Here is a 22,614-nt window from a genome sequence, read left to right as displayed (position 1 = left end):
GTCAGGCCGAGGCGGCGGAGGGGCCCGAGGTCAGCTCGGCGATCTGGGCCTCCAGGTCCGCGATCCGCTCGGCCTGGCGGCGCATGGTCCCCTGGTTCTGGACGACCTTGCTGCCCAGCCTCTCCACACCGCTGAAGGTCCGGATGCCGCCTTCGGCCGCATCCGCCATCTGCCCGAACGCCTCACGATCAAGGCTGTTGGGGTTATGGGCCTCGAACGAGCAGGCCCGGTGCATGTCGCCCATGTAGGCCACCGCCTTGCGGCAGGCGAGCAACGCATCCCGGGCGCCGAACTCGTCGCCCTGGCCGGACTTGTGGAACCGGGTCACCCTCGCACCGCGCTTGAGCGGGTCGCGCGACGGCATGAACTGCTCCAGCCGGTGCCCGAGTTCGTGGGCAGCAGCGCGGGCCTTCGGCACCGCACGCCGCAGGCGACGCTCAGGAATGCCGGTACCGCGGGAGATGTCCGCGTAGGACAGTTCACGGCCCGCGTTGGGCCCGAGCCACAGTAGGACGTCGATGGCGTCCTGCTCCAGCCGGGAGGGGGTGTCGTTGTCGCGTTTGGGGCTCACCGAAGCTTCTTCTCACTCTCGTCCAGGAACGCCTGCAGAGCGTCGTCGTTCAGTGCTGTGTACGGGCCGCCGGCCAGGTCGCGGATGAAGGCGATGGCCGCCTCTGACGCGGTGCACAGGTCGGCGATGGCCCGGCTGCGGTCGTTGGTGAACTGCACCTGGTGGCGTTGCAGCAGCGACAGTGCCCGCAGCGTGGCGAGGCGGACCTCGGTCATCTCGGTGAAGACCTGCAGGGCCACATCCGGGTCGGGTTGTTCCCGCGATGTGGTGCGGACCGCCCGCTCGACTTCGAGGGCTTCCGGGTCCCGGGCCTCCTGGTCGGCGTGTGCTTCCGCGGCGTCGAACTCGCGGTCGCTTTCCTCGGCCGCCTGGCGGGCTGCAGCACGGTCTTCGAGGTCCGCTCGTGTCTCACGACGCTCGAACTCCTCCAACGCTTCCAGGGCGACGGCACGAGTGGTGGGATCGGCCAGGATCGCGGTCTTCAGAGCCTTCGGCTGCTGAGCTACGTAGACCGGGGAGCCCGGCTTGATGCCCGCCCGTTCGGCCTCCTGCTCGATCGCCTGCCGCCGCTCGCCGTTGTTCATACGGGCCTCGTAGCTGCGGTAGTAGCCGTGCTCCCCGAAGAACGGCACCTCATCCTCATCCGGCAGGTCGACGTGGACGCCGGGCGTGAGGTCGTGGACCGGCGGAACAACGCCGTCCGCAGCCGCCCGCTTCCATGCCTCGTGAAAGGCCATGACGCGTTTGTGGGTGGTGTTCGACCGTCGGGCGAACTCCCGTGCGCTGATGCGGCGGAAGACTCTGGTTCGGCCGAACCAAGGTTGTTCGTCCGTACGTTCGCCCTGTCCCTCGCGTGGATTGACGCGGCGGGCGATCAGCAGTGCCCGGGCCCAGCCGCCTTTGCGGTCGTGGGTGGCGAACTCTTCGATGTCAGCGTTGAGGCGGTCTTCGCCGTCGTCTGCGGCCGGCTCCATCACACACCCACCAGGTCGCGGGTCTCGGCCCGGCTGTCAGCAGCGGCCGGCTCGTCGTCGAGGACCCTGACCCTGATCCAGGTGGCGAGGACGTCCAGGGTCCCCAGGACTTGCTTGCAGGCGACCTTCTGTTCTTCGGTGAAGGCCAGCGAGGCGGAGGGTGGGTAGCGGCTCATGAAGGCGGCCCCTTGGTCGCTGAGCCGCACCAGGTCGCGGGCCACGGCCGCGGCCTTGTCGGGCCTGCCTCCATTGCACCCCGGGCCGCGGGTCTCGCGGTCCCGGCGGCGCTTTTCGTCCATGACCCGCTTGAGGGCGTCGTGCACCTCCGCCTTCTTCTCCACCAGGTCGCGAAGAGCCTGGTCACGCTCCTGGGGCGGCAGGGAGCCGAGATAGTCGGCCAGGGTTGTGCCGTTGGAGGGGTCCAGCAGGTCCTGCAAGGCCGGCTCCGTCCCCAGGGCACGACGGTACTGGGGCACGCTGACACGGCCCGCGCCCGTCTCACGCGCCTGCTCCAGCAGCGAGCGGAGGGTGCCGTAGCCCTCGTCGTACGGCTTGCCGGACGGCGCCAGGCGGGCCCCCTCGCGAAGCGCGCTGTAGCTGACGTGGACGCCGCTGTCGGCCACGAGCTGCCGCACCGGCGGGGTGCACATGCGGGCGGTGTGACGGTACTGGCGGGCGGTCCGCGGGTTCAGGCTGATCTCGTCGCAGTACCGGTCGAAGGCGCTGTCCTGTCCCGCCGCCGTGACGGACAGCAGCTTGTCGCCGATCACCAGCCGGTTCTCCCGGCCGTCGTCCATCAGTCGGCGCCCTTCGTGCACGTCCTGGTCTGTGTAGCTCATACGGATTCCTCACTGAACCGATAAGACGAGCGCACACAGTAGTCAGATGGACGCGTACCGTTTGATCTTCCGTGGTGCTTTGAGATGTGCCGCGTTGACGCTCACCGGCGCTGATCAGCGCGGTTGGGCCGTCAAGTCAGGGCTGAGTTTCACCCGTGCCGGGGATGTGGCGCCTCACGCGCTGTCCTGGATAACCCAGGCCCGTTCCGTTCTTGCAGAGCCTGTCAGGCGAGAACCCGGCCTGCCGACTCGATCACGGTCCGGTCACGGAGTGCCACCCGGGCCAGCCCGCAGCAGCCGCGACCTCACAGGCGATATCTACGACGACCCTCCCATCCGTCACCACCCGCACAGTCTCCGCAGGGACGCACTGGTCCAGGAGCCGCGCCTTGCGGGCACTGCCTTCCAACTCCTGCTTCAGTTCCGAGCCGGGCTTGACCATGGTCGAGCCCGAGGAGTGGCCGGACGAGCTGCCGGCCGCAGCGCTCGGTGCGGTGCGGAGCGCAAAGCAGATCAAGGCCGATCCCACTATGGCGAATCTGCGCGATCCGGGCTTCCCTGCGTAGCGGGAGCCGCGGGGAAGCGCAACACCCCAATATCTGGGGGAGTTCTGGGGTTCTCGTCTGCCCACAGTGCTTGTCATGGCGGCCAGCATCACGGCCGCACACAGGGCCCGGGCGGGGCTTTGCCCCTCCGTTCACCGGCCTGCCCGGGCCCGGCGTACGCGAGGCTCAGGCCGCGGGCAGGGCGAACGCGGCCTGGCCTCCGCCATGCTGGTGTGCTCGATCCAGCCGTCCGGCAGCCTCGGAGCGTGGCGGCGCAGGCAGCAGCCAGTTGCGCGCGTGGCCGGGGAGGGGGAAGGCGTTCGGTGGCGGTTGAACGGTCGTTCGTGAGCGCTGCTCGGCAAGGCTGTTCACTTCCGGTAACAGTTGAACACTCGACCATTTTATCTATGGAAATACCTGCGGGTGCCATTGACCCGCCGTAGGGCGTCCTCTAAGTTCCCTGGAGCCGCCCGATCCGCGGCGGGTACGGATCTATTCAGGAGGCGATCATGGCTGACACCGTGAACACCCAGAACGAGTCCGGCGAGTACGAGGCGCCGGCGGTGCGTTCCGCCAAGCTGCGCACCAGTCAGTGCGACTAATCTGTGTAACTTCGGGATAGCCGTCGGCGGAAATCAACCGCCGGCGGCGCCCGATTCCGCACCATCGGAGGCAAGGAAATGTCTCTAGTTCTCCTGACAGGTGACCGGCACTTCTCCTCCTGGTCCATGCGCGGAAGAATCATCCTCGCCGAGAAGTGTCTGGACTTCGACGAACTGGTCATTGAGCTCGACTGGCCCATGGAGTACGAGCCGTCGATGAGCTACCGCGAAGCCGGCGGCGGGTGTAGTGCACCCGCCGAGCGGATCCGACGGATCGAGCACACCGGTCGCTGGGACGCCAGCCTGGCTGGCCGCCTCTCCCGCGTGCCCACCCTCATCGACGACCGCACCGGCGCGGTGGCCTCGGACGCCATTGCAATCGCCGAGTACTTGGAGGAGGAGTATCAGAATTCGCCGCGACTCCTCGGCGGCCAGACGAGGGTCCGCACGGACATTCGTAACTTCGCGCTGCACGTTCACGCGGACCTCGGCCCCCTGTTGCACGACGCGTCGTACGCCAAATCGCTCCGCACCCGCCTCCCAGGCGAGCCCTCACGCCACTCCCGCGAGCAAGCCGAGTGGATCGCCGAGAACGTCGCATGGTGCCTCGAAGAGTCCTCCGGGCTCTTTCTCTTTGGAGACTTCAGCCTGGCCGACGCCATGCTGGCGCCCATCGTGCAGCAGATCACCCGATGGGAACTGGTGGCCGAGCCGCTGCCGCGGCGAGTGCGCGAGTACTTCGACCGGATTCTCACCAGGCCTTCGGTCGCCCGGCACCTCGACGAGGCGCGGCAGCCCTACCGCGAGATCGCATCGCACCCCCCTGGCAGCCCGGCCTGGATCGCCGCGCACTATCGCGTGCACGAGAACGCCACGATCATCAACAACTGGCAGACGGACATGTACCACGAACTCTCCAACCAGTCGGCCAGGACGATATTCTCGCTTGCCCGGCAGGGGGTGGGTCAGGACGAGATCGCGAGTTCCTATAGCAAGCTTTCCGGAATTCCTCGGGAAGTAGCGCTGGAGCAGATTGCGGACCTGTTCAGCTCGCTGCACCCATCGAATGTATTCGACACTGCGATCGACTTCTCGGAGAGTCCGTTCTGAGCTCGTTGAAATCTCGTCTCGGACAGTCGGAGTATCCTTTTCGAAGGAGCCGGAAAAGTGGATGGAAGCTTCAGTGAAACACCCGTGCCCGACGCGGCGGAAATCGCATCCAGGTACCGCTACCGGGAGGACCTGAACCTCCTTTTCAATTCGCGGACCGGGCAGTACCACCTGCTCGGGAACAGGACCGCCCAGGAGATATTCCATCTCGCCGCCACGGGCAGTGCGGTCGAGGAGATCGTTGACATCCTGTCGAAGCGTTACAGCGTTGCGGAGTCGATCGTCCGCTCGGACGCCGTCGAGTTCTTCGGCGCCCTTGCACTGGACCGGCTGGAGTCCACCGACACCCGGATCCACACCGGTGGCATAGACAAGGGCCGGGGGATGGTCCTGGATTTCCCGCTGCGCATGGAGATCGAACTAACCTCGCTGTGCAACTGGAACTGCGGCTTCTGTTATAACGTGTGGAAAATCGACCCGAACCTGAGCGACCGAGACGTCCGGCGGAAGATCCGCGAACTGCCCACCAAGCACCTACCGTTCGACCGGGTCAAGCAGATCCTCGATGAGTGCGCGGCCAAGGGCTGCTACATCGTCAGGTACTCCGGTGGGGAGACCCTGCTGCACCCCGACGCGCTGGAGATCTTTGAGTACGGCGGCCGCCTGGGTCTGTACCAAGTGCTTTTCACCAACGGCCACTTCATCGATGAAGCGGTGGCGGAGCGCCTGGCCCGGTCCAACGTGCGGTGCGCACTGGTGTCACTCCACGGCGACCGGGAGACCCAGAACAGTCTTGCTGGACACAAGCTGGCGTACGACCGGGCCACGAACGCCATGCGCCTGTTACTCCACGCTGGCATTGACGTGGTGGCCGAGATGACCCTCGTGAAGGAGAACGTGTCCGGCGTCCTCGGCGTGATGAAGGACGTCCACTCCATCGGTGTACGCAACGTGGGTGTCATGCGCTACGTGCCCACCGGCAAGGATGACGACAAGTTCGGCGTTCCGGTCACGGTGAACCTACCGCTGATGCGCGAGATCGATGAGCTCGTCAGGACCGAATGCCCCGACTTGACGGTGTCCTGGCCGTGCGGCCAGAAGCTCTGCACCTCCGACGACGACCTCCCGTTGAGCGCCGAGGACCCGACCCTCGCGCTGCGCTTCAGCCAGCTGTCCGGCCACTGTGAGTCCGGCATCATCTGGGGGTCCGTGTCGTTCGATGGCAAGCTACGGAACTGCCCACACTCCAACGTGTACTTCGGCGAAACTGAGGACGGCCTCAGCCAAGGCTGGGCGCGGATGACGAAGGCCGTCACCGAAGCGGTAGCGCCTCGCTCGACCTGTGCCGGCTGTGCGGTGATTGACGCCTGCAAAGGCGGTTGCCACCTGCCGAAGTTCATGAGCCCGGAATCCGACGGCATGGCGCTTCCGCTCCTCCAGCTAACCCGGAAGCCCTGACTGATGACAACCGAACTGGACATTCCCTCCGTCGATGAATACCTGTCCCTGAGACGCGCAGTGGGCTGGCGGGAGCTCGATCGCGAAGCCTGCGCGACAGCCCTCGGAATGTCAATGGTGAGCGTCACCCACCGAGTTGGAACGAGTGGCCTGCTGGCGCATGGCAGGGTGGTCGGCGACACACTGTACGGGTTCCTGGTCGATGTGATGGTGCACCCCTCGGCCCACCGGGGCGGGCTGGGCAAGCTGGTCGTCCGAACGGCCATCGAGTCCGGCCAGCGGCTCGGGATGCGATCGATCCAACTGGTGGCTCACCCGTCCCTGGAGGGTTATTACGCGTCCATGGGTTTTCGCACCGGCGACAATCTGATTATGAAGCTCTCACTCGCCGAATAGTCCGGAGGCAGGTCGTCACCATGGTCGAGAAGTGGCTGCGCCGGGCGATGCTCGCCGACTCGGTCGGCAACGGACTCTTCTTCACCGGTGGTTCCGTCTACTTCCTGCGCGTCGTCGGGCTCTCTCCGCGATGGATCGGCCTAGGATTCACCGCCTCCGCCGTGGCCGCACTGCTCTGTGCGACTCCTCTGGGGTACGCGGCCGATCGATTCACCCCGCGCAAGACCCTCACCACCTACTACACGGCCGAAGGCATCTTCGCCCTGACCATGCTGGGCGCGCACAGTGTCCTCCCGTTCGTCCTACTGGTGATGCTCTCCGGAGCCGCAGCAGCCGGCAGCCGGGGGGCACGTGGCGGGTTCATCGCGCTGGCGGTCGCACCAGACCGCCGGGTCGCCGTGCGCGCCCGCCTGCGCACCACCGCCAACATGGGCACGGCCGTGGGCGCGGTCCTCGGTGGGGCCGTCATGGCAGCCCCGGACAAGGGGTGGCTGGTGCTCGTCGTGGTCGGGAACGGCGCTTCTTTCCTCATCGCTGCCTGCTGCGTTCTGCGAACCCCGACCATGGCAGCTCGGAGAGTCCCCGCCAAAACCACCGGGGGGCGCGGACCCGGGCTCGTCTCGCTGCGCGATCCGCTGTATCTGGGGGTGAGCGCCCTGGACGGGATCCTCCAGATCCACTTCGCGATCCTGGAGATCGGCCTGCCGCTGTGGATTGCGCGCTACACCACCGCTCCACTGTGGCTCATCTCAGGCCTGGTGATCACCAATTCGGCGCTCGTGATCATCTTTCAGGCGCGGATCTCCAAGCTGATCCACACCGTGGCGCGGGCCGGGTCGGCAGCTCTCGCGAGCTCCGCCTTCCTAGCCGCGGCCTGCGGCCTGATCGCCCTGTCATCGAGAGGAGCCGCCGCGTTCGCCACCGCCTGCTTGTGCATCGGGGCACTGCTCCACGTGGCGGGTGAGATCCTCCAGTCCTCCGCTTCCTGGACGCTCTCCTTCGATCTCGCTCCGGAGCAGATGCAAGGCCAGTACCAGGCGACATTCTCGATGGGAGGGACGGCCGCCAAGCTGGTCGGCCCGGGGGCGGTGACACTGCTGATGACGGGACTCGGTGCGGCGGGCTGGCTGGTGGCCGGCCTCGGCTTCCTTCTAACCGGAGCACTTGTACCTACCGCCGTTCGCCGTGCCGGGCAACGACCCGCCCTGGTGGCGATGGTCACCTCGCAGGAATCGGAACCCGCGCTCGGCGAGACACCCACCACGGGGCGACCCACCCGCTGAAGCCGACACCGTACAAACGCCCCCGCTCCTGTCAGACCTGTTCGGTCAGCCCCGGGGCGCATGCAGGCCGCCTGTTCATCGGCGCCGCCCCCGACGTCGGACACCACGGGTGCGGGCGTGCTCGGTGTTCTCGGCGAACCAGGCGTCAATGTCGACCTGGCCGCATGACGCGAGGGTGGTGTTCCGCCCGTCGAGCCATTGCAAGAAGGCGGTCGCGTACTTGATCTGTTCACTGGCAAAGCGGCAGATGCTGGGTGTGATGTGGCTCCGATCGGCTCGGGTCTGCAGCCCAGACAGGACGTGCCAGGTCGCGAAGAGCTTGATCACCTTGGCGTGCTCAGGGTCGGCGTCGTCCGCCAGGTGACCGGGAATCCAGCCCCACCACCGCCGCCACGAGCTGCGCGTCAGGGCCGGGCAGGTTCAGCGAGACCACGTAGCTCAACAACGCATGCGCCGCCTCACCTTGACTGTGAGTCAAGAGGAAAGGCAGCCGCGGAGGCTCGCTGACCAGGACAGCGCTGGAGCTGGACGCAGTCTGTGGCACGACACACCCAACGTGTATCGCAGACCAGGGTTACCGCCTGCACCCCGTCTGGAGGAGACGGTCGCCGAGGAACTTGCCTTACTTGCCAGAACAGCTACTGGCTGATGTACCTGCACTTTCGCTTGACAGCACTAGATAACGAACACGGCCGTCGGCTTCGCCTTGCTGCTCTACGAGGTCGTCACCAGCGGCGAGGTCCGGGCCGAGCTTCAGTCCATCGTGAAGAAGGCCCTCAGTGCGCGGATGTGAACGGGGCTCGGACGGGGGCTTCGTGACGGCGGAGGCGGCCATGGCGCTGTGCGTGCTGGTGGCATTCACGATGGCGCTGGTGTGGGCGTTGCTCATGGCGGCGGCGCAGATCCGGTGCGTGGACGCGGCCCGCGTGGGCGCCCGGGCCGCCGCCCGCCAGGACCCGCCCGCCACGGTGCTGTCGGTGACCCGTCAGGCGGCGCCGAGCGGGGCCCGGGTGGCGGTCGGACGAGAGGGCGACCAGGTCCGGGTCACGGTGGTGGCGAGACCGCCGGTGCTCAGCGGCCTGCCGTTCGAACTCCGTGAGGAGGCGGTGGCGTTGGCGGAGGAGACGGTCGGCGAGAAGGGTGCGGGGCCGTGAGGCGGCAGGGTGTGCGGGCCGCGCGGTGGCGGGTCAGCGGCTCGGTCCGGGCGCCGGCTCGTGCTCGTGGCAGGACTCCGTCTCGGGTTCCGGCTCGCCGGACGGCGGGCCGGTGCGGCTCCGACCGGGGTTCCGCCACGGTCTGGAGTCTCGGGGCGATCGCGGTGCTCTGTGTGGTGTTCGGCGCGGTGCTGGCGCTCGGGCACGCCGTCACCGTCCGGCACCGGGCGGCGGGCGGCGCGGACCTGGCGGCGCTCGCGGCCGCGGACCACTGGGCGCAGGGCGGCGAGGCGGCCTGCGCCCTGGCCCGCCGCGTGGCGTCGGCCCAGGAGGTTCGGTTGGTGCGCTGTGCGGTGGAGGGCGAGATCGCGGACGTGACAGCGGCCTCGGGCAGCGGCCCCTTCACGGCCGAGATCCCCTCCAGAGCGGGCCCGGCCTCCCTACCGGCCCTCACTTTCGCCCCGCCGCCTCCCGCGGCGCCGATACCTGGCACGTCGTATGCCGATCTGGGGAGCCGGTGACGGTGACGGTGACGGTGGCGTGGGCGCCGGGCGGAGCGCTCCACGGCTCGCCTTGTACAGGCACCCGGCCCGTCGCCACACGCCGCTCCGGGGGCCGGTGACGCGGGTGCCGCGGGTGCCGGGTGCATGCCTGCTCGCCGAGGGCAGGCCCAGGGCCCCGGTGGCCGGGGGATCCGCCGAGCCGAGGACCGGCAGGCCCCGCAACAGCCGCCGGGGGGCCACCCCTCGCTCCTCGCCCGTCCCCACCCCTCGCCCGCCTCCGCTCCCCGTCGGTCAGACCGCCGGTCCACGGTCCGGGGCCGAGGTCGTTTCCTCCGGCAGGGCATCCGCGTCTTCGTCCGCCCCGGGGCCCTCCTCCGGTGGTTGCGGGGCTTCGCGCAGCAGGGTTGTCAGGAGGCGGACCGCGCCGCGTTTGTGGAGGGGGTCGTTGCCGTTGCCGCACTTGGGGGACTGGATGCAGGAGGGGCAGCCGGCGTCGCACTCGCAGGAGGCGATGGCCTCGCGGGTCGCGGTGAGCCAGGCGCGGGCGGTGTGGAAGGCGCGCTCGGCGAAGCCCGCGCCGCCGGGGTGGCCGTCGTACACGAAGACCGTCGGAAGGAGGGTGTCGGGATGCAGCGGGACGGAGACGCCGCCGATGTCCCAGCGGTCGCAGGTCGCGAAGAGCGGCAGCATGCCGATGGAGGCGTGCTCGGCGGCGTGCAGGGAGCCGCCGAGGATCTCCGGGGTGATCCGGGCCTCGTCCAGCTGGTCCTCGGTGACCGTCCACCACACCGCGCGGGTGCGCAGCGTACGAGGAGGCAGGTCGAGCTTGGTCTCGCCCAGCACCTCGCCGGTGATCAGGCGTCGGCGCAGGAAGGAGACCACCTGGTTGGTGACCTCGACGGAGCCGTAGCAGAGGCGGCCCGCGCCCCAGGGGATCTCGGTGTCGGTCTCCAGGACGGAGATGGTGGTGGTGTCGCGGGCGATAGTCGAGTACGGCGGGTCGGCCTGTTCGACCAGGGCGACCGAGTCGGCGAGGTCGAGGGAGCGCACCAGATAGGTGCGGCCCTGGTGGAGGTGGACCGCGCCCTCGTGGACGGTGGCGTGCGCGGCGGCCTCGTCGACCGTGCCGAGCAGGCGCCCCGTGCCCTCCTCCACGATCTGCACCGGCCGCCCGCCCCCGCCGCGGATGTCGGTGAGGTCGGCGGCCCGCTCCCGGCGGGTCCAGTGCCAGGCCCGGGTCCGCCGGCGCAGCAGCTTCGCGGCCTCCAGCTGCGGCAGCACGTCCGCGCAGCCGGGACCGAACAGTTCGAGGTCCGCCTCGGTCAGCGGGAGTTCCGCGGCGGCGGCGCACAGGTGCGGGGCGAGCACGTAGGGGTTGTCGGGGTCGAGGACGGTCGACTCCACCGGCCGGTCGAACAGGGCCTCCGGGTGGTGGACGAGGAAGGTGTCCAGCGGATCGTCCCGGGCGACGAGGACCGCGAGGGCACCCTGCCCGGAGCGGCCCGCACGGCCCGCCTGCTGCCACAGGGAGGCCCTGGTGCCCGGGTAGCCGCAGATCACCACCGCGTCCAGGCCGGAGACGTCCACGCCCAGCTCCAGGGCCGTGGTGGCGGCGAGCCCGAGCAGCTGCCCGGAGTGCAGATCGCGTTCCAGGGCGCGGCGCTCCTCGGGGAGGTAGCCGCCGCGATAGGCCGCGACGCGCCGGACCAGGGAGCGGTCGACCTCGGCCAGTTTCTCCTGGGCGATCACCGAGATCAGCTCGGCGCCGCGCCGGGAGCGTACGAAGGCGACCGAGCGCACGCCCTGCACGGTCAGATCGGTCAGCAGATCGGCGGTCTCGGCGGTGGCGGTGCGCCGTACGGGCGCGCCCTTCTCGCCGTGCAGCTCGGTGAGCGGGGGCTCCCACAGGGCGAAGACCAGCTCGCCGCGCGGGGAGGCGTCGTCGGCGACCTCCACCACCGGCAGGCCGGTCAGCCGCCGGGCGGCGACGGCGGGCTCGGCGGCGGTCGCGGAGGCCAGCAGGAAGACCGGGGAGGAGCCGTAGCGGGCGCAGACGCGGCGCAGCCGGCGCAGCACCTGGGCGACATGCGAGCCGAAGACGCCCCGGTAGGTGTGGCACTCGTCGATGACGACGTACTGCAGCGACTTCAGGAAGGCGGACCAGCGCGGATGGGAGGGCAATATCCCGCGGTGCAGCATGTCGGGGTTGGTGAGGACGTAGTTGGCGTACTGGCGTACCCACTCGCGTTCCTCGTACGGGGTGTCGCCGTCGTACACGGCCGGGCGGACCGCGGTGCCCAGCGGTTGTGAAAGTTCCTTCACCGACCGGCACTGGTCCGCCGCGAGCGCCTTGGTGGGGGAGAGGTACAGCGCGGTGGCCCCTCGGCCGTTCGGCGCCCGGGAACCCTCCAGAAGGGTGGACAGCACGGGGACGAGATAGGCGAGGGACTTGCCGGAGGCGGTGCCGGTGGCGACGACCACCGAATCGCCGTCCAGGGCGTGCTCGGCGGCCAGCGCCTGGTGCGCCCAGGGATGCTCGATGCCGTGTTCCTGGACGGCCGCGATCACCTCGGACCGAATCCGGTCAGGCCAGATGGCATGGCGGCCGGTGCGCGGGGGCAAGTGCTCCGTATGAGTGATGCGCGCAGCCCGGCTCGGACCGGAGGCGAGTCTGCCCAGGACAGCGCCCGGGGACGGGCGGGACGCCGGGTCCGGCACGGGTCGATCGGATCGGTGATTCTTGGCCATCGGCACCGAGTGTGTCACTGGCGTGACGGACAATGGAGCCAAGGCGTCGTGCACGCAGGCCGGTAAGTGATTGAATGCCATCGCGGCTGGCGTTGCGTCCCGAGGGCCGTAAGCCGAGGTGCCCGAGGGGCGACCGCTCGATAGCAAGGTGCTGGAGGATCCGTGGACCTGTCCCTGTCGACCCGTACCGTCGGCGATCGTACGGTCGTCGAGGTCGGTGGCGAAATCGATGTATACACCGCGCCAAAGCTGCGCGAGCAGCTGGTCGAGCTGGTGAACGACGGCAATTTCCATCTTGTCGTCGACATGGAGGGCGTGGACTTCCTCGACTCCACCGGACTCGGCGTGCTGGTCGGCGGCCTGAAGCGAGTGCGTGCCCATGAGGGCTCGCTGCGCCTGGTCTGCAACCAGGAGCGCATTCTCAAGATCTTCCGTATCACCGGCCTCACCAAGGTGTTCCCGATCCACACCTCGGTCGAGGAAGCGGTGGCGGCCACCGACTGACCCTGTCCGACCGACCCTGCCGCCGGCCCCTGCCCGCGGTGGGGTCGCCGGTGGGTCACTCGTGCCTGTTTCCGGCCGTCGTACCCCGTCTCGCACCCCATGGGGGGCCGTGTCGGGTGTGCCCGGGCGGATCCGGGTAACGAAGTTCATGAGGGGCGGGCCCGGCGAGCCCGCCCGACCGCAGTCCCGTAGTCGTGAGGGGGATGCATGGCCACCGTCGAACTCCGCTTCAGCGCGCTGCCCGAGCACGTCAGGACCGCCCGGCTGGTGGCGGCCGCGGTGGCACGCAGGGCCGGGGTGGACGAGGCCGTGCTGGACGAGGTGCGGCTCGCCGTGGGCGAGGCGTGCTCCCGTGCCGTGGGGCTCCACCAGGTCGGCGGCATCGACGCGCCGGTGAAGGTGGCGCTGATCGAGGAGGAGAAGCAGTTCTCCATCGAGGTCGGCGACGAAGCCCCGCACACGGTTCCGGCCGAGCGGGTGTCCGGGGGCGCCGCGGCGGACGCGGACGTGGAGGCCGAGGAGGACGAGATGGGCCTCGCGGTCATCAGCGGCCTCGTGGACGACGTCGAGGTCACCACCGGGGAGAACGGCGGACTGATCCGCATGACCTGGCCCGCCGCCCCGCCCGCGGTCACCGTCGGCTGACAGCGCCGCCCGAAGACCCGAAACGTACGATCAGGGCCCTGCTCCGGCAGGGCCCTGATCGTATTTTGGGCAGATCATTTCCGACTGCCTCTCGGGCGCTCTCCGGAATTCGTGAAGTAATTCACGATCAATAGCCGTATCATTCGATCAAGGTTCAATGGGACCGACGGTGTCCGTCAATGCTTTTGAGGCATTACCTCTTTCGGGTTCGCCGACCGGAGCGTGCAGGCCAATTCTGTTTACCGTGCTCTTTTGACATCACTCAGGGGTACCTACAATCCGTCCACATCTTGAGCTCAGCCCAAGCGTCAAGGAGGACGAATGGCGGGGCTTTCTTACCCCTCTGAGTTGGACCACCCCACATACCTCGCGGCCGCGGTGCTCACCAACGGCAACAGGGTCATCGTGGCCGTCATCGCGGCGGTAGCCCTCGCCGCGCTGGTGGTCGCGGGGATCCTGGTGCGCCAGGTGCTCGCCGCGGGCGAGGGCACCGACAGCATGAAGAAGATCGCCGAAGCGGTACAGGAAGGCGCCAAGGCGTATCTCGCCCGGCAGTTGCGCACGCTCGGCGTATTCGCCGTCGTCGTCTTCTTCCTGCTTCTGCTGCTGCCCGCGGACGACTGGAATCAGCGTGCCGGGCGATCGGTGTTCTTCCTGATCGGCGCGGTGTTCTCGGCCGCCACCGGTTATATCGGCATGTGGCTCGCGGTACGAAGCAATGTGCGGGTCGCCGCCGCGGCCCGGGAAGCCACCCCGGGCGAGGGCGAACCCGAAAAAGATCTCACCACCGTCTCGCACACCGCGATGAAGATCGCATTTCGCACGGGCGGTGTCGTCGGCATGTTCACGGTGGGCCTCGGCCTGCTGGGCGCCTCCTGTGTGGTGCTCGTCTATGCCGCCGACGCGCCGAAGGTCCTGGAGGGCTTCGGCCTCGGCGCCGCCCTGATCGCCATGTTCATGCGGGTCGGCGGCGGCATCTTCACCAAGGCCGCCGACGTCGGCGCCGACCTGGTCGGCAAGGTCGAGCAGGGCATCCCGGAGGACGACCCGCGCAACGCCGCCACGATCGCCGACAACGTGGGCGACAACGTCGGCGACTGCGCGGGCATGGCGGCCGACCTCTTCGAGTCGTACGCCGTCACCCTGGTGGCCGCGCTGATCCTCGGCAAGGTCGCCTTCGGCGACTCCGGGCTCGCCTTCCCGCTGCTGGTGCCGGCCATCGGTGTGATCACCGCGATGATCGGCATCTTCGCGGTCGTCCCCCGGCGCACCGACCGCAGCGGCATGACCGCGATCAACCGTGGCTTCTTCATCTCCGCGGTGATCTCCCTCGCGCTGGTCGCCGTCGCCGTCTTCGTCTATCTGCCGTCGAGCTACGCCGGCCTCAGCGGAGTGACGGACGCGGCGATCAAGGCCAAGGACGGCGATCCCCGGGTCCTCGCCCTGGTCGCGGTGGCCATCGGCATCCTGCTCGCGGCCGTCATCCAGCAGCTGACCGGCTACTTCACCGAGACCAACCGGCGCCCGGTCCGCGACATCGGCAAGACCTCCCTGACCGGACCGGCCACCGTCGTCCTGTCCGGCATCTCGCTCGGCCTGGAGTCCGCCGTCTACACCGCGCTGCTCATCGCGCTCAGTGTGTACGGCGCGTTCCTGCTCGGCGGTACGTCGATCATGCTCGCGCTGTTCGCGGTCGCGCTGGCCGGCACCGGCCTGCTGACCACGGTCGGTGTGATCGTCGCCATGGACACCTTCGGGCCGGTCTCCGACAACGCCCAGGGCATCGCCGAGATGTCCGGCGACGTCGAGGGCGCGGGTGCGCAGGTGCTCACCAACCTGGACGCGGTCGGCAACACCACCAAGGCGATCACCAAGGGCATCGCGATCGCCACCGCGGTGCTCGCGGCGTCGGCGCTCTTCGGGTCGTACCGCGACGCGATCACCACCAATGTGCAGGACGTCGGGGAGAAGCTCAGCGGGCCCGGCGCGCCGCTGAGCCTGTCCCTGGACATCTCGCAGCCCAACAACCTGGTCGGCCTCATCGCGGGCGCCGCGGTCGTCTTCCTCTTCTCCGGGCTGGCCATCAACGCCGTGTCGCGGTCGGCGGGCGCGGTGGTGTTCGAGGTGCGCCGGCAGTTCCGTGAGAAGCCCGGGATCATGGACTACACGGAGACGCCCGAGTACGGCAAGGTCGTCGACATCTGCACCAAGGACGCCCTGCGGGAGCTGGCCACGCCCGGCTTGCTCGCGGTGATGGCGCCGATCTTCGTCGGGTTCACGCTCGGCGTCGGCTCGCTCGGCTCCTACCTCGCCGGCGCGATCGGCGCGGGCACGCTGATGGCGGTGTTCCTCGCCAATTCCGGCGGCGCCTGGGACAACGCCAAGAAGCTGGTGGAGGACGGCCACCACGGCGGCAAGGGCAGCGAGGCCCACGCCGCCACGGTGATCGGCGACACGGTCGGCGACCCCTTCAAGGACACCGCGGGGCCGGCGATCAACCCGCTGCTGAAGGTCATGAACCTGGTCTCGCTGCTCATCGCGCCCGCGGTGATCAAGTTCTCCTACGGCCATGACAAGAACCTCGGCGTACGGATCGGGGTCGCGGTCCTCGCGCTGCTGGTGATCGGCACGGCCGTGTACATCTCCAAGCGGCGCGGCATCGCCGTCGGCGACGAGGAGGAGAGCACCGAACGGGTCGCCAACTCGGCCGACGCGGCGGTGGTTTCGTAGGTTTCGGCAGACGGCCTGCGCAAAGGGCGGGCGGGCGGCGCGTGCGAAGGACGCGCCGCCCGCCCGTTCGTGTGCGCGGGTACGGCCCCGTCGTGAGCCTTCTCTCGCGCAAAAAGTAATAAAAGGTACTTAGGGAGCGATCGGTGTGCGGAGGGCGTGCGTCCGCCGTGTAGGGTCCGGGGCCCGAGAGCCATGGAAGGGACCAATCCGGTGAACAAGAAGCTCGCGGCCGCACTGTCCGGCGGTGCGGTACTGGCGGTGGCTGCGCTGTCGGGATGCAGCAGCAACAGCGCCCCCAAGGGGCCCGACCCCAAGCTCGTCTCCTGGGCCAAGTCGGTGTGCGACGCCGTGCCCGCGCAGGACGCGAAGATCAAGGCGGCGAACGCGGCGATCTCCACGACGGCCGCCGACACGGCCAAGCCCGAGACGCTCCAGAAGACCGACTCCAAGGCCTTCCAGGACATGGCCGACGGCTACAAGGCGATCGCGACCGCGGTCAACGAGGCCGGCGCGCCTCCCGGGGTCTCCGGCGGTGCCAAGCGGCTCGGCGATGTCGTCAAGAGCTTCAACAGCCTCTCGACCTCCTACGCCGATCTGAAGAAGCAGGTCGACGACCTGGACACCAAGGACCAGGCGAAGTTCGCCTCCGGGCTGCACGACGTCGCCACGCAGATGACCGAGCTGGAGAAGAAGCACCAGAGCGGCACCGAGTCGCTGAAGGCCCTCCAGCAGGGCGAGGTGCAGGACGCCATCGCCCAGCAGCCCAGCTGCAAGAAGGTCGCCTCCTCGGCGTCGTCCTCGCCCTCCGTGGCCGCCACGGCGGGCTGATCCACGACTGGGGGGTGGGGGCGGTTGTGTGCGCCGCCCCCTCGGTCCGCGCGGGACACAATGGGACCGTGACTGACTCCGGACCCGCCCCCCTGCCCGTCGCCGACCGTCCCGAGGCCGCCGCGCGGCTGCGGGACGCGCTGCTGGCCGCCTCCTTCACCGCCGACGGGCTGCTCGAACTGCTCGGCGCGCCCGCGTACACGGCGCTGGCCCGCAGCGAGACCGTGCCCGCGCTGCGGGCGACCCGTGGCGACACGCCGCTGGAGACCCTCGTACGGCTCTTCCTGCTGCAGCAGCCCGTGCCCCGCGCGCGGGTGGCCGCCGTGCTCCCCGTCGAGGAGGCGGTCGAGACCGGGTGGCTGGTGCGGGTGGGCGGCGACGAGGTGGCCGCCACGGTGGATGTACGGCCGTACGGCGGTCCCGGCGGCGAGGACTGGTTCATCGTGTCCGACCTGGGCTGCGCGGTCGGCGGCGCGGGCGGTATCGGGCAGCGGGCCGAGGGCGTCGTGCTGGGGGTCGGGGGCGCGTCCACCACGCTCGCCGGGATCACCGTGCGCACGCCGGTCGCCGCCGCCCTGGATCTCGGCACCGGCTCGGGCATCCAGGCGCTGCACGCCTCCCGGCACGCCACGCGCGTGACGGCGACCGACCTCAACCCCCGCGCGCTGCACATCACGGCGCTCACGCTGGCGCTCTCCGGCGCGCCCGCCGCCGAGCTGCGCGAGGGCTCGCTGTTCGAACCGGTGCGTGACGACGAGAAGTTCGACTTGATCGTCTCCAACCCGCCGTTCGTGATCTCGCCCGGCGCCCGGCTCACCTACCGCGACGGCGGCATGGGCGGGGACGACCTGTGCCGCTCGCTCGTCCAGCAGGCGGGAGAACGCCTGACCGAGGGCGGGTTCGCGCAGTTCCTCGCCAACTGGCAGCACGTGGCGGGGGAGGACTGGCAGGACCGGCTCAGGTCGTGGGTGCCGCGCGGGTGCGACGCCTGGATCGTGCAGCGCGAGGTGCAGGACGTCACGCAGTACGCCGAGTTGTGGCTGCGGGACGCCGGGGACCACCGCGGGGATCCGGCGGAGTACCAGGCGCGGTACGACGCCTGGCTCGACGAGTTCGAGGCGCGCAAGGTCAAGGCGATCGGCTTCGGCTGGATCACCCTGCGCAGGACGGACGCGGCCGAGCCGTCCCTCACGGTGGAGGAGTGGCCGCACCCGGTCGAGCAGCCCCTCGGGGACACCGTCCGGGCGCACTTCGAACGCCTCGACTACCTCCGCGAGCACGACGACGCGGCGCTGCTCGCCCATCACTTCAGGCTGGTCGGCGAGGTGGTGCAGGAACAGGTCGGGCTGCCCGGCGCGGAGGACCCCGAGCACGTCGTGCTCCGCCAGCACCGCGGCATGCGGCGCGCCACCAAGGTGGACACGGTCGGCGCGGGCTTCGCGGGCGTCTGCGACGGCACCCTGAGCGCCGGCCGCATCCTGGACGCCATCGCCCAGCTGATGGGCGAGGACTCCGTGCGCCTCCGCGACCAGACCCCGGCCCAGATCCGCCTCCTGGTGGAACAGGGGTTCCTGGAGCCGGTGGTCTGAGAGGGCGGCTCCGCGCGGGCCGCCGGGGACCGTGTCGGCCGGGCGCCCGGGGGTGTCCCGGTGGGGCCGGCGCGGTTGGTGATCGGCGGCGGGTTCGGACGCGCGGGTGCCCGCGCCGTCCGGTGCCCGCGAGGGCCGTCGTCAGCGTCCGCCTGCGGGGAGCCGCCCGGATGGCGCTCGGTCTGCCCCGGCTCCAGCACCGCCTCCAGCACCGTCTCCGGCACCCCGTCCAGGACCGAACGGTGGGCGGCCCGGCGCAGGGTCACCGGGGTGGCGACACGGGCCGGGGGCTCACCGCCGTACTCCTCGGGGCGTGGGCGCGGAATCTGGGTGGACGGGCGCGGACCGTCGTCCCCGGCACGCGCCCGCCCTCGGCCCGGCCGACGCCCCAAGGCTCGGCCTCGTCGTCGGCAGGACGCCGCCGTACGCGGGGCGCGCACTCCGGCTCGGTCGCGCCTCCGTGCGCATCCTCGGCTCGGTCGCCCGCGGACGCGGATCGCCGTCACCCGAGGCCCCGCCCGCGACACGACACCTTCACCCCACCCCCACCCCCGGACCATGCCCCTGGCACTCCCGGCCGCCCCGTCGATTGCAAAACGGCCGGAAAAATATCTGGCCCGGGGCGGGGGAGCCGTACTCGGGCTTCGCCGCCCCCTTGGGCGTCGTTCCGGCGACCCCCTGTTCACCCCGATGTCGCCCGGTCGTCGCCCCCGCGTGTCAGGGTCCACGCGCTGGGTGGAGTCGGAAGGGGTGGGTCGGGGATGGAGCGGGGGCCGGCGGCTTTCGTGGGAGTGGTGTTTGTCCTGTTCGGAGGGGCTCTGCTGGTGTGGACCGGGGTGCGGCTGCGGCGCGGTGAGGCGGTGGCCCTCGATGTGAACCGGGTCGCATCGGCCACCCTCGCGAGCGTGGCCGGAACCCTCGCGCTGGCCCTCGGCGGCTACTGCCTCACGCGCCTCTGACGTCGGCGGGCACCCGCTTCCCGGTGTGCCCCGAGAGTAAGAGGAGCGTCACGCTCCGGACAGACCCGGACGGGGTACCCGGCACTCCGGGCGGCAGGAATGCCGGTAGTCGGGTTACCGTTCGAGTGGCCGTTGTGGGCTTTTCCCGTTTGACACGGGGGCGGGATGTACCGTCACACTCCGCAGCGCCACACGTGCCAGCAGTACGCCGCGACCCCGGGACCAAGGCCTGGGGAGGCCACAGCGTCGACCGGAGAGAAGAGCGAAGTTGTCCCCGACCAGCGAGACCGCACAGGGCGGCCGCCGACTCGTCATCGTCGAGTCGCCTGCCAAGGCGAAGACGATCAAGGGCTACCTCGGCCCCGGCTACGTAGTCGAAGCGAGCGTCGGGCACATCCGTGACCTCCCCAACGGCGCCGCCGAGGTGCCCGAGAAGTACACCGGCGAGGTGCGCCGCCTCGGCGTGGACGTCGAGCATGACTTCCAGCCGGTCTACGTGGTCAACGCGGACAAGAAGGCACAGGTCAAGAAGCTCAAGGACCTGCTGAAGGAGTCCGACGAACTCTTCCTGGCCACCGATGAGGACCGCGAGGGCGAGGCCATCGCCTGGCACCTCCAGGAGGTCCTCAAGCCGAAGATCCCCGTCAAGCGGATGGTCTTCCACGAGATCACCAAGGACGCGATCCGCGAGGCCGTCGCCAACCCGCGCCAGCTCAACCAGAAGCTGGTCGACGCCCAGGAGACCCGCCGCATCCTCGACCGCCTCTACGGCTACGAGGTCTCGCCGGTCCTGTGGAAGAAGGTCATGCCCCGGCTGTCGGCCGGCCGTGTCCAGTCCGTCGCCACCCGGCTCGTGGTCGAGCGGGAACGCGAGCGCATCGCCTTCCGCTCCGCCGAGTACTGGGACCTCACCGGCACCTTCGGCACCGGCCGCGCGGGCGACTCCTCCGACCCGTCGTCGCTGGTCGCGCGCCTGCAGTCCGTCGACGGACGGCGTGTCGCGCAGGGCCGCGACTTCGACTCCGTGGGGCAGCTGAAGACCGCGAACACCCTCCACCTGGACGAGGCCACCGCCCGCGCGCTGGCCGCCGCCCTGGAGAACACCCGCTTCGCCGTGCGCTCGGTGGAGTCGAAGCCGTACCGCCGCTCGCCGTACGCGCCGTTCCGTACGACGACGCTCCAGCAGGAGGCCAGCCGCAAGCTCGGCTACGGCGCCAAGGCGACCATGCAGATCGCCCAGAAGCTGTACGAGAACGGCTACATCACGTACATGCGTACGGACTCCACGACGCTGAGCGAGACCGCCATCGCGGCCGCCCGCGCCCAGGTCACGCAGCTGTACGGCGCCGACTACCTGCCCCCGCAGCCGCGTACGTACGCGGTGAAGGTGAAGAACGCGCAGGAGGCGCACGAGGCGATCCGTCCCTCGGGTGATCGTTTCCGCACCCCCGCGGAGACCGGTCTGACCGGCGACCAGTTCAAGCTGTACGAGCTGATCTGGAAGCGGACCGTCGCCTCCCAGATGAAGGACGCGACCGGCAACAGCGTGACCGTGAAGATCGGCGGCACCGCCGCCGACGGCCGGGACGTGGAGTTCAGCGCCTCCGGCAAGACGATCACCTTCCACGGCTTCCTCAAGGCGTACGTCGAGGGCGCCGACGACCCGAACGCCGAGCTGGACGACCGCGAGCGCCGGCTGCCGCAGGTCGCCGAGGGCGACGCGCTGTCCGCCGAGGAGATCACGGTCGACGGCCACGCCACCAAGCCCCCGGCCCGCTACACCGAGGCCTCCCTGGTCAAGGAGCTGGAAGAGCGCGAGATCGGCCGCCCGTCGACCTATGCGTCGATCATCGGCACGATCCTCGACCGCGGCTATGTCTTCAAGAAGGGCACGGCGCTCGTGCCGTCCTTCCTGTCCTTCGCCGTCGTAAACCTTCTGGAGAAGCACTTCGGCCGGCTGGTCGACTACGACTTCACCGCCAAGATGGAGGACGACCTCGACCGCATCGCCCGCGGCGAGGCCCAGGCCGTGCCGTGGCTGAAGCGCTTCTACTTCGGCGAGGGCACCATCAGCGGCGCCGCCGCCGACGCGGGCAACGGCGACGGGGACCACCTCGGCGGCCTCAAGGAACTCGTCACCGACCTGGGCGCGATCGACGCCCGCGAGGTGTCCTCGTTCCCGGTGGACAACGGCATCGTGCTGCGGGTCGGCCGCTACGGGCCGTACATCGAGCGCGGCGAGAAGGACACCGAGCAGCACCAGCGCGCCGACATCCCCGACGACCTGGCGCCGGACGAGCTGACCGTCGAGCTGGCCGAGAAGCTGCTGGCCGAGCCCAGCGGCGATGTCGAGCTGGGCACCGACCCGGTCAGCGGCCACCAGATCGTCGCCAAGAAGGGCCGCTACGGCCCGTACGTCACCGAGATCCTTCCCGAGGGCACCCCGAAGACCGGCAAGAACGCGGTCAAGCCGCGCACCGCCTCCCTCTTCAAGTCCATGACGCTGGACACGGTGACGCTGGACGACGCGCTGAAGCTGATGTCCCTGCCGCGTGTCGTCGGCGCGGACACCGAGGGCCAGGAGATCACCGCCCAGAACGGCCGCTACGGGCCGTATCTGAAGAAGGGCACGGACTCGCGCTCGCTCCAGTCCGAGGACCAGCTCTTCACCATCACGCTGGAAGAGGCCCTGGCGATCTACGCCCAGCCGAAGCAGCGCGGGCGGGCCGCCGCCAAGCCGCCGCTGAAGGAGCTGGGCGAGGACCCGGTCTCCAAGAAGCCGGTCGTGGTCAAGGACGGCCGCTTCGGGCCGTACGTCACCGACGGCGAGACCAACGCGACCCTGCGCTCCGGCGACAGCGTCGAGGAGATCACCCCGGAGCGCGGCTTCGAACTTCTTGCCGAGAAGCGCGCGAAGGCCCCGGCCAAGAAGACCGCCAAGAAGGCGCCGGCCAAGAAGACCGCCCCGGCGAAGAAGACCGCCGCCAAGAAGACGGCGGCCAAGAAGACGACGGCGAGCGCCGCGAAGAAGACGACGGCGAAGAAGACGACCGCCAAGAAGGCGACGGCGACCAAGTCGACGGCTTCCGGTTCGCAGGACTGAGCCCGACTCGGCTCACCGGGCCGAGACCCCAGGCGTCTCGTTTCGCCCCGCACACGCCCCGGCATCACTTTGG

20 protein-coding genes and 1 pseudogene are annotated in these 22,614 nt (G+C 69.6%); 15 read left to right on the top strand and 6 right to left on the bottom strand.

Annotated features, from left to right (window positions below; translation table 11 throughout):
* Nucleotide 1 precedes the first annotated feature (1 nt).
* The 4 genes and pseudogenes from AB0N90_RS36415 to AB0N90_RS36400 form a co-directional block, all read right to left on the bottom strand.
* Nucleotides 2-571, bottom strand: coding sequence for a hypothetical protein (locus AB0N90_RS36415; RefSeq protein ID WP_365203619.1), 570 nt, complete (start codon nt 569-571; stop codon nt 2-4).
* Nucleotides 568-1,545: a hypothetical protein gene (locus tag AB0N90_RS36410; RefSeq protein WP_365203618.1), complete on the bottom strand. Its 978-nt coding sequence runs from the start codon at nt 1,543-1,545 to the stop codon at nt 568-570. Before AB0N90_RS36410 ends, AB0N90_RS36415 begins: the two co-directional genes overlap by 4 nt.
* On the bottom strand, nt 1,545-2,384 hold the full coding sequence (locus tag AB0N90_RS36405; protein ID WP_365203616.1) for a hypothetical protein: 840 nt from the start codon (nt 2,382-2,384) through the stop codon (nt 1,545-1,547). The genes AB0N90_RS36410 and AB0N90_RS36405 overlap by 1 nt, the downstream gene beginning before the upstream one ends.
* A 253-nt stretch (nt 2,385-2,637) precedes the next feature.
* A pseudogene (locus AB0N90_RS36400) lies at nt 2,638-2,820 on the bottom strand (hypothetical protein); the annotation flags it as partial.
* Here AB0N90_RS36400 and AB0N90_RS36395 point away from each other — a divergent pair.
* From AB0N90_RS36395 to AB0N90_RS36375, 5 genes are all read left to right on the top strand, one after another.
* Entirely contained in the window at nt 2,819-2,950 is a 132-nt protein-coding gene (locus AB0N90_RS36395; RefSeq protein WP_365203642.1) for a hypothetical protein, read from the top strand. The pseudogene AB0N90_RS36400 and the gene AB0N90_RS36395 sit on opposite strands and share 2 nt — an antisense overlap.
* A 659-nt stretch (nt 2,951-3,609) precedes the next feature.
* The gene (locus tag AB0N90_RS36390) at nt 3,610-4,641 is read left to right on the top strand and encodes a glutathione S-transferase family protein (RefSeq protein ID WP_365203614.1); all 1,032 of its coding nucleotides are present in this window, start codon (nt 3,610-3,612) and stop codon (nt 4,639-4,641) included.
* Between the two features lie 57 nt (nt 4,642-4,698).
* Nucleotides 4,699-6,099 (top strand): PqqD family peptide modification chaperone, encoded by a 1,401-nt coding sequence (locus AB0N90_RS36385; protein WP_365203612.1) that lies wholly within the window; start codon nt 4,699-4,701, stop codon nt 6,097-6,099.
* A 3-nt stretch (nt 6,100-6,102) separates the two neighbouring features.
* Nucleotides 6,103-6,495, top strand: a complete 393-nt coding sequence (locus AB0N90_RS36380; protein ID WP_365203611.1) for a GNAT family N-acetyltransferase — start codon at nt 6,103-6,105, stop codon at nt 6,493-6,495.
* A 20-nt stretch (nt 6,496-6,515) separates the two neighbouring features.
* The gene (locus AB0N90_RS36375; RefSeq protein WP_365203609.1) at nt 6,516-7,778 is read left to right on the top strand and encodes an MFS transporter; all 1,263 of its coding nucleotides are present in this window, start codon (nt 6,516-6,518) and stop codon (nt 7,776-7,778) included.
* A gap of 75 nt (nt 7,779-7,853) precedes the next feature.
* Here the strand turns inward: AB0N90_RS36375 and AB0N90_RS36370 are convergent, their stop codons facing one another.
* Nucleotides 7,854-8,105, bottom strand: coding sequence for a hypothetical protein (locus AB0N90_RS36370; RefSeq protein ID WP_365203607.1), 252 nt, complete (start codon nt 8,103-8,105; stop codon nt 7,854-7,856).
* A gap of 379 nt (nt 8,106-8,484) precedes the next feature.
* Between AB0N90_RS36370 and AB0N90_RS36365 the strand changes: the two genes are divergently transcribed.
* From AB0N90_RS36365 to AB0N90_RS36355, 3 genes are read left to right on the top strand one after another with little or no spacing between them, the layout of a single operon-like run.
* Entirely contained in the window at nt 8,485-8,571 is an 87-nt protein-coding gene (locus AB0N90_RS36365; protein ID WP_365203638.1) for a DUF4244 domain-containing protein, read from the top strand.
* Nucleotides 8,558-8,932 carry a TadE family type IV pilus minor pilin gene (locus AB0N90_RS36360; RefSeq protein WP_365203605.1) on the top strand — a complete coding sequence of 125 codons (375 nt, stop codon included), beginning with the start codon at nt 8,558-8,560 and terminating at the stop codon, nt 8,930-8,932. The genes AB0N90_RS36365 and AB0N90_RS36360 overlap by 14 nt, the downstream gene beginning before the upstream one ends.
* Nucleotides 8,929-9,453: an Rv3654c family TadE-like protein gene (locus AB0N90_RS36355; protein ID WP_365203602.1), complete on the top strand. Its 525-nt coding sequence runs from the start codon at nt 8,929-8,931 to the stop codon at nt 9,451-9,453. Before AB0N90_RS36360 ends, AB0N90_RS36355 begins: the two co-directional genes overlap by 4 nt.
* Before the next feature lie 273 nt (nt 9,454-9,726).
* Here AB0N90_RS36355 and AB0N90_RS36350 read toward each other — a convergent pair whose 3' ends face one another.
* The gene (locus AB0N90_RS36350) at nt 9,727-12,264 is read right to left on the bottom strand and encodes a DEAD/DEAH box helicase (protein WP_365203600.1); all 2,538 of its coding nucleotides are present in this window, start codon (nt 12,262-12,264) and stop codon (nt 9,727-9,729) included.
* 81 nt (nt 12,265-12,345) lie between these two features.
* Between AB0N90_RS36350 and bldG the strand changes: the two genes are divergently transcribed.
* The 7 genes from bldG to topA all read left to right on the top strand — a co-directional run bounded on the left by bldG (nt 12,346) and on the right by topA (nt 22,541).
* Complete coding sequence (gene bldG, locus AB0N90_RS36345) at nt 12,346-12,687, top strand: anti-sigma factor antagonist BldG (RefSeq protein ID WP_010986038.1); 342 nt, start codon at nt 12,346-12,348, stop codon at nt 12,685-12,687.
* A gap of 207 nt (nt 12,688-12,894) precedes the next feature.
* The gene (locus AB0N90_RS36340) at nt 12,895-13,332 is read left to right on the top strand and encodes an ATP-binding protein (protein ID WP_182776316.1); all 438 of its coding nucleotides are present in this window, start codon (nt 12,895-12,897) and stop codon (nt 13,330-13,332) included.
* Between the two features lie 321 nt (nt 13,333-13,653).
* Nucleotides 13,654-16,062 (top strand): sodium-translocating pyrophosphatase, encoded by a 2,409-nt coding sequence (locus tag AB0N90_RS36335; RefSeq protein ID WP_365203598.1) that lies wholly within the window; start codon nt 13,654-13,656, stop codon nt 16,060-16,062.
* A 192-nt stretch (nt 16,063-16,254) separates the two neighbouring features.
* Nucleotides 16,255-16,890, top strand: a complete 636-nt coding sequence (locus AB0N90_RS36330; RefSeq protein ID WP_365203596.1) for a small secreted protein — start codon at nt 16,255-16,257, stop codon at nt 16,888-16,890.
* A 68-nt stretch (nt 16,891-16,958) separates the two neighbouring features.
* On the top strand, nt 16,959-18,479 hold the full coding sequence (locus AB0N90_RS36325) for a class I SAM-dependent methyltransferase (RefSeq protein WP_365203593.1): 1,521 nt from the start codon (nt 16,959-16,961) through the stop codon (nt 18,477-18,479).
* Between the two features lie 761 nt (nt 18,480-19,240).
* On the top strand, nt 19,241-19,438 hold the full coding sequence (locus AB0N90_RS36320) for a hypothetical protein (protein ID WP_361683740.1): 198 nt from the start codon (nt 19,241-19,243) through the stop codon (nt 19,436-19,438).
* Between the two features lie 268 nt (nt 19,439-19,706).
* Nucleotides 19,707-22,541, top strand: a complete 2,835-nt coding sequence (gene topA / locus AB0N90_RS36315; protein WP_365203591.1) for a type I DNA topoisomerase — start codon at nt 19,707-19,709, stop codon at nt 22,539-22,541.
* Nucleotides 22,542-22,614 lie beyond the last annotated feature (73 nt).

Source organism: Streptomyces sp. NPDC093018, from assembly GCF_040684035.1.
In the GTDB taxonomy this organism is placed as follows: domain Bacteria; phylum Actinomycetota; class Actinomycetes; order Streptomycetales; family Streptomycetaceae; genus Streptomyces; species Streptomyces murinus.
The sequence above is the reverse complement of the archived record's forward strand: the minus strand, read 5'-3'. Positions and strand labels throughout refer to the sequence as shown.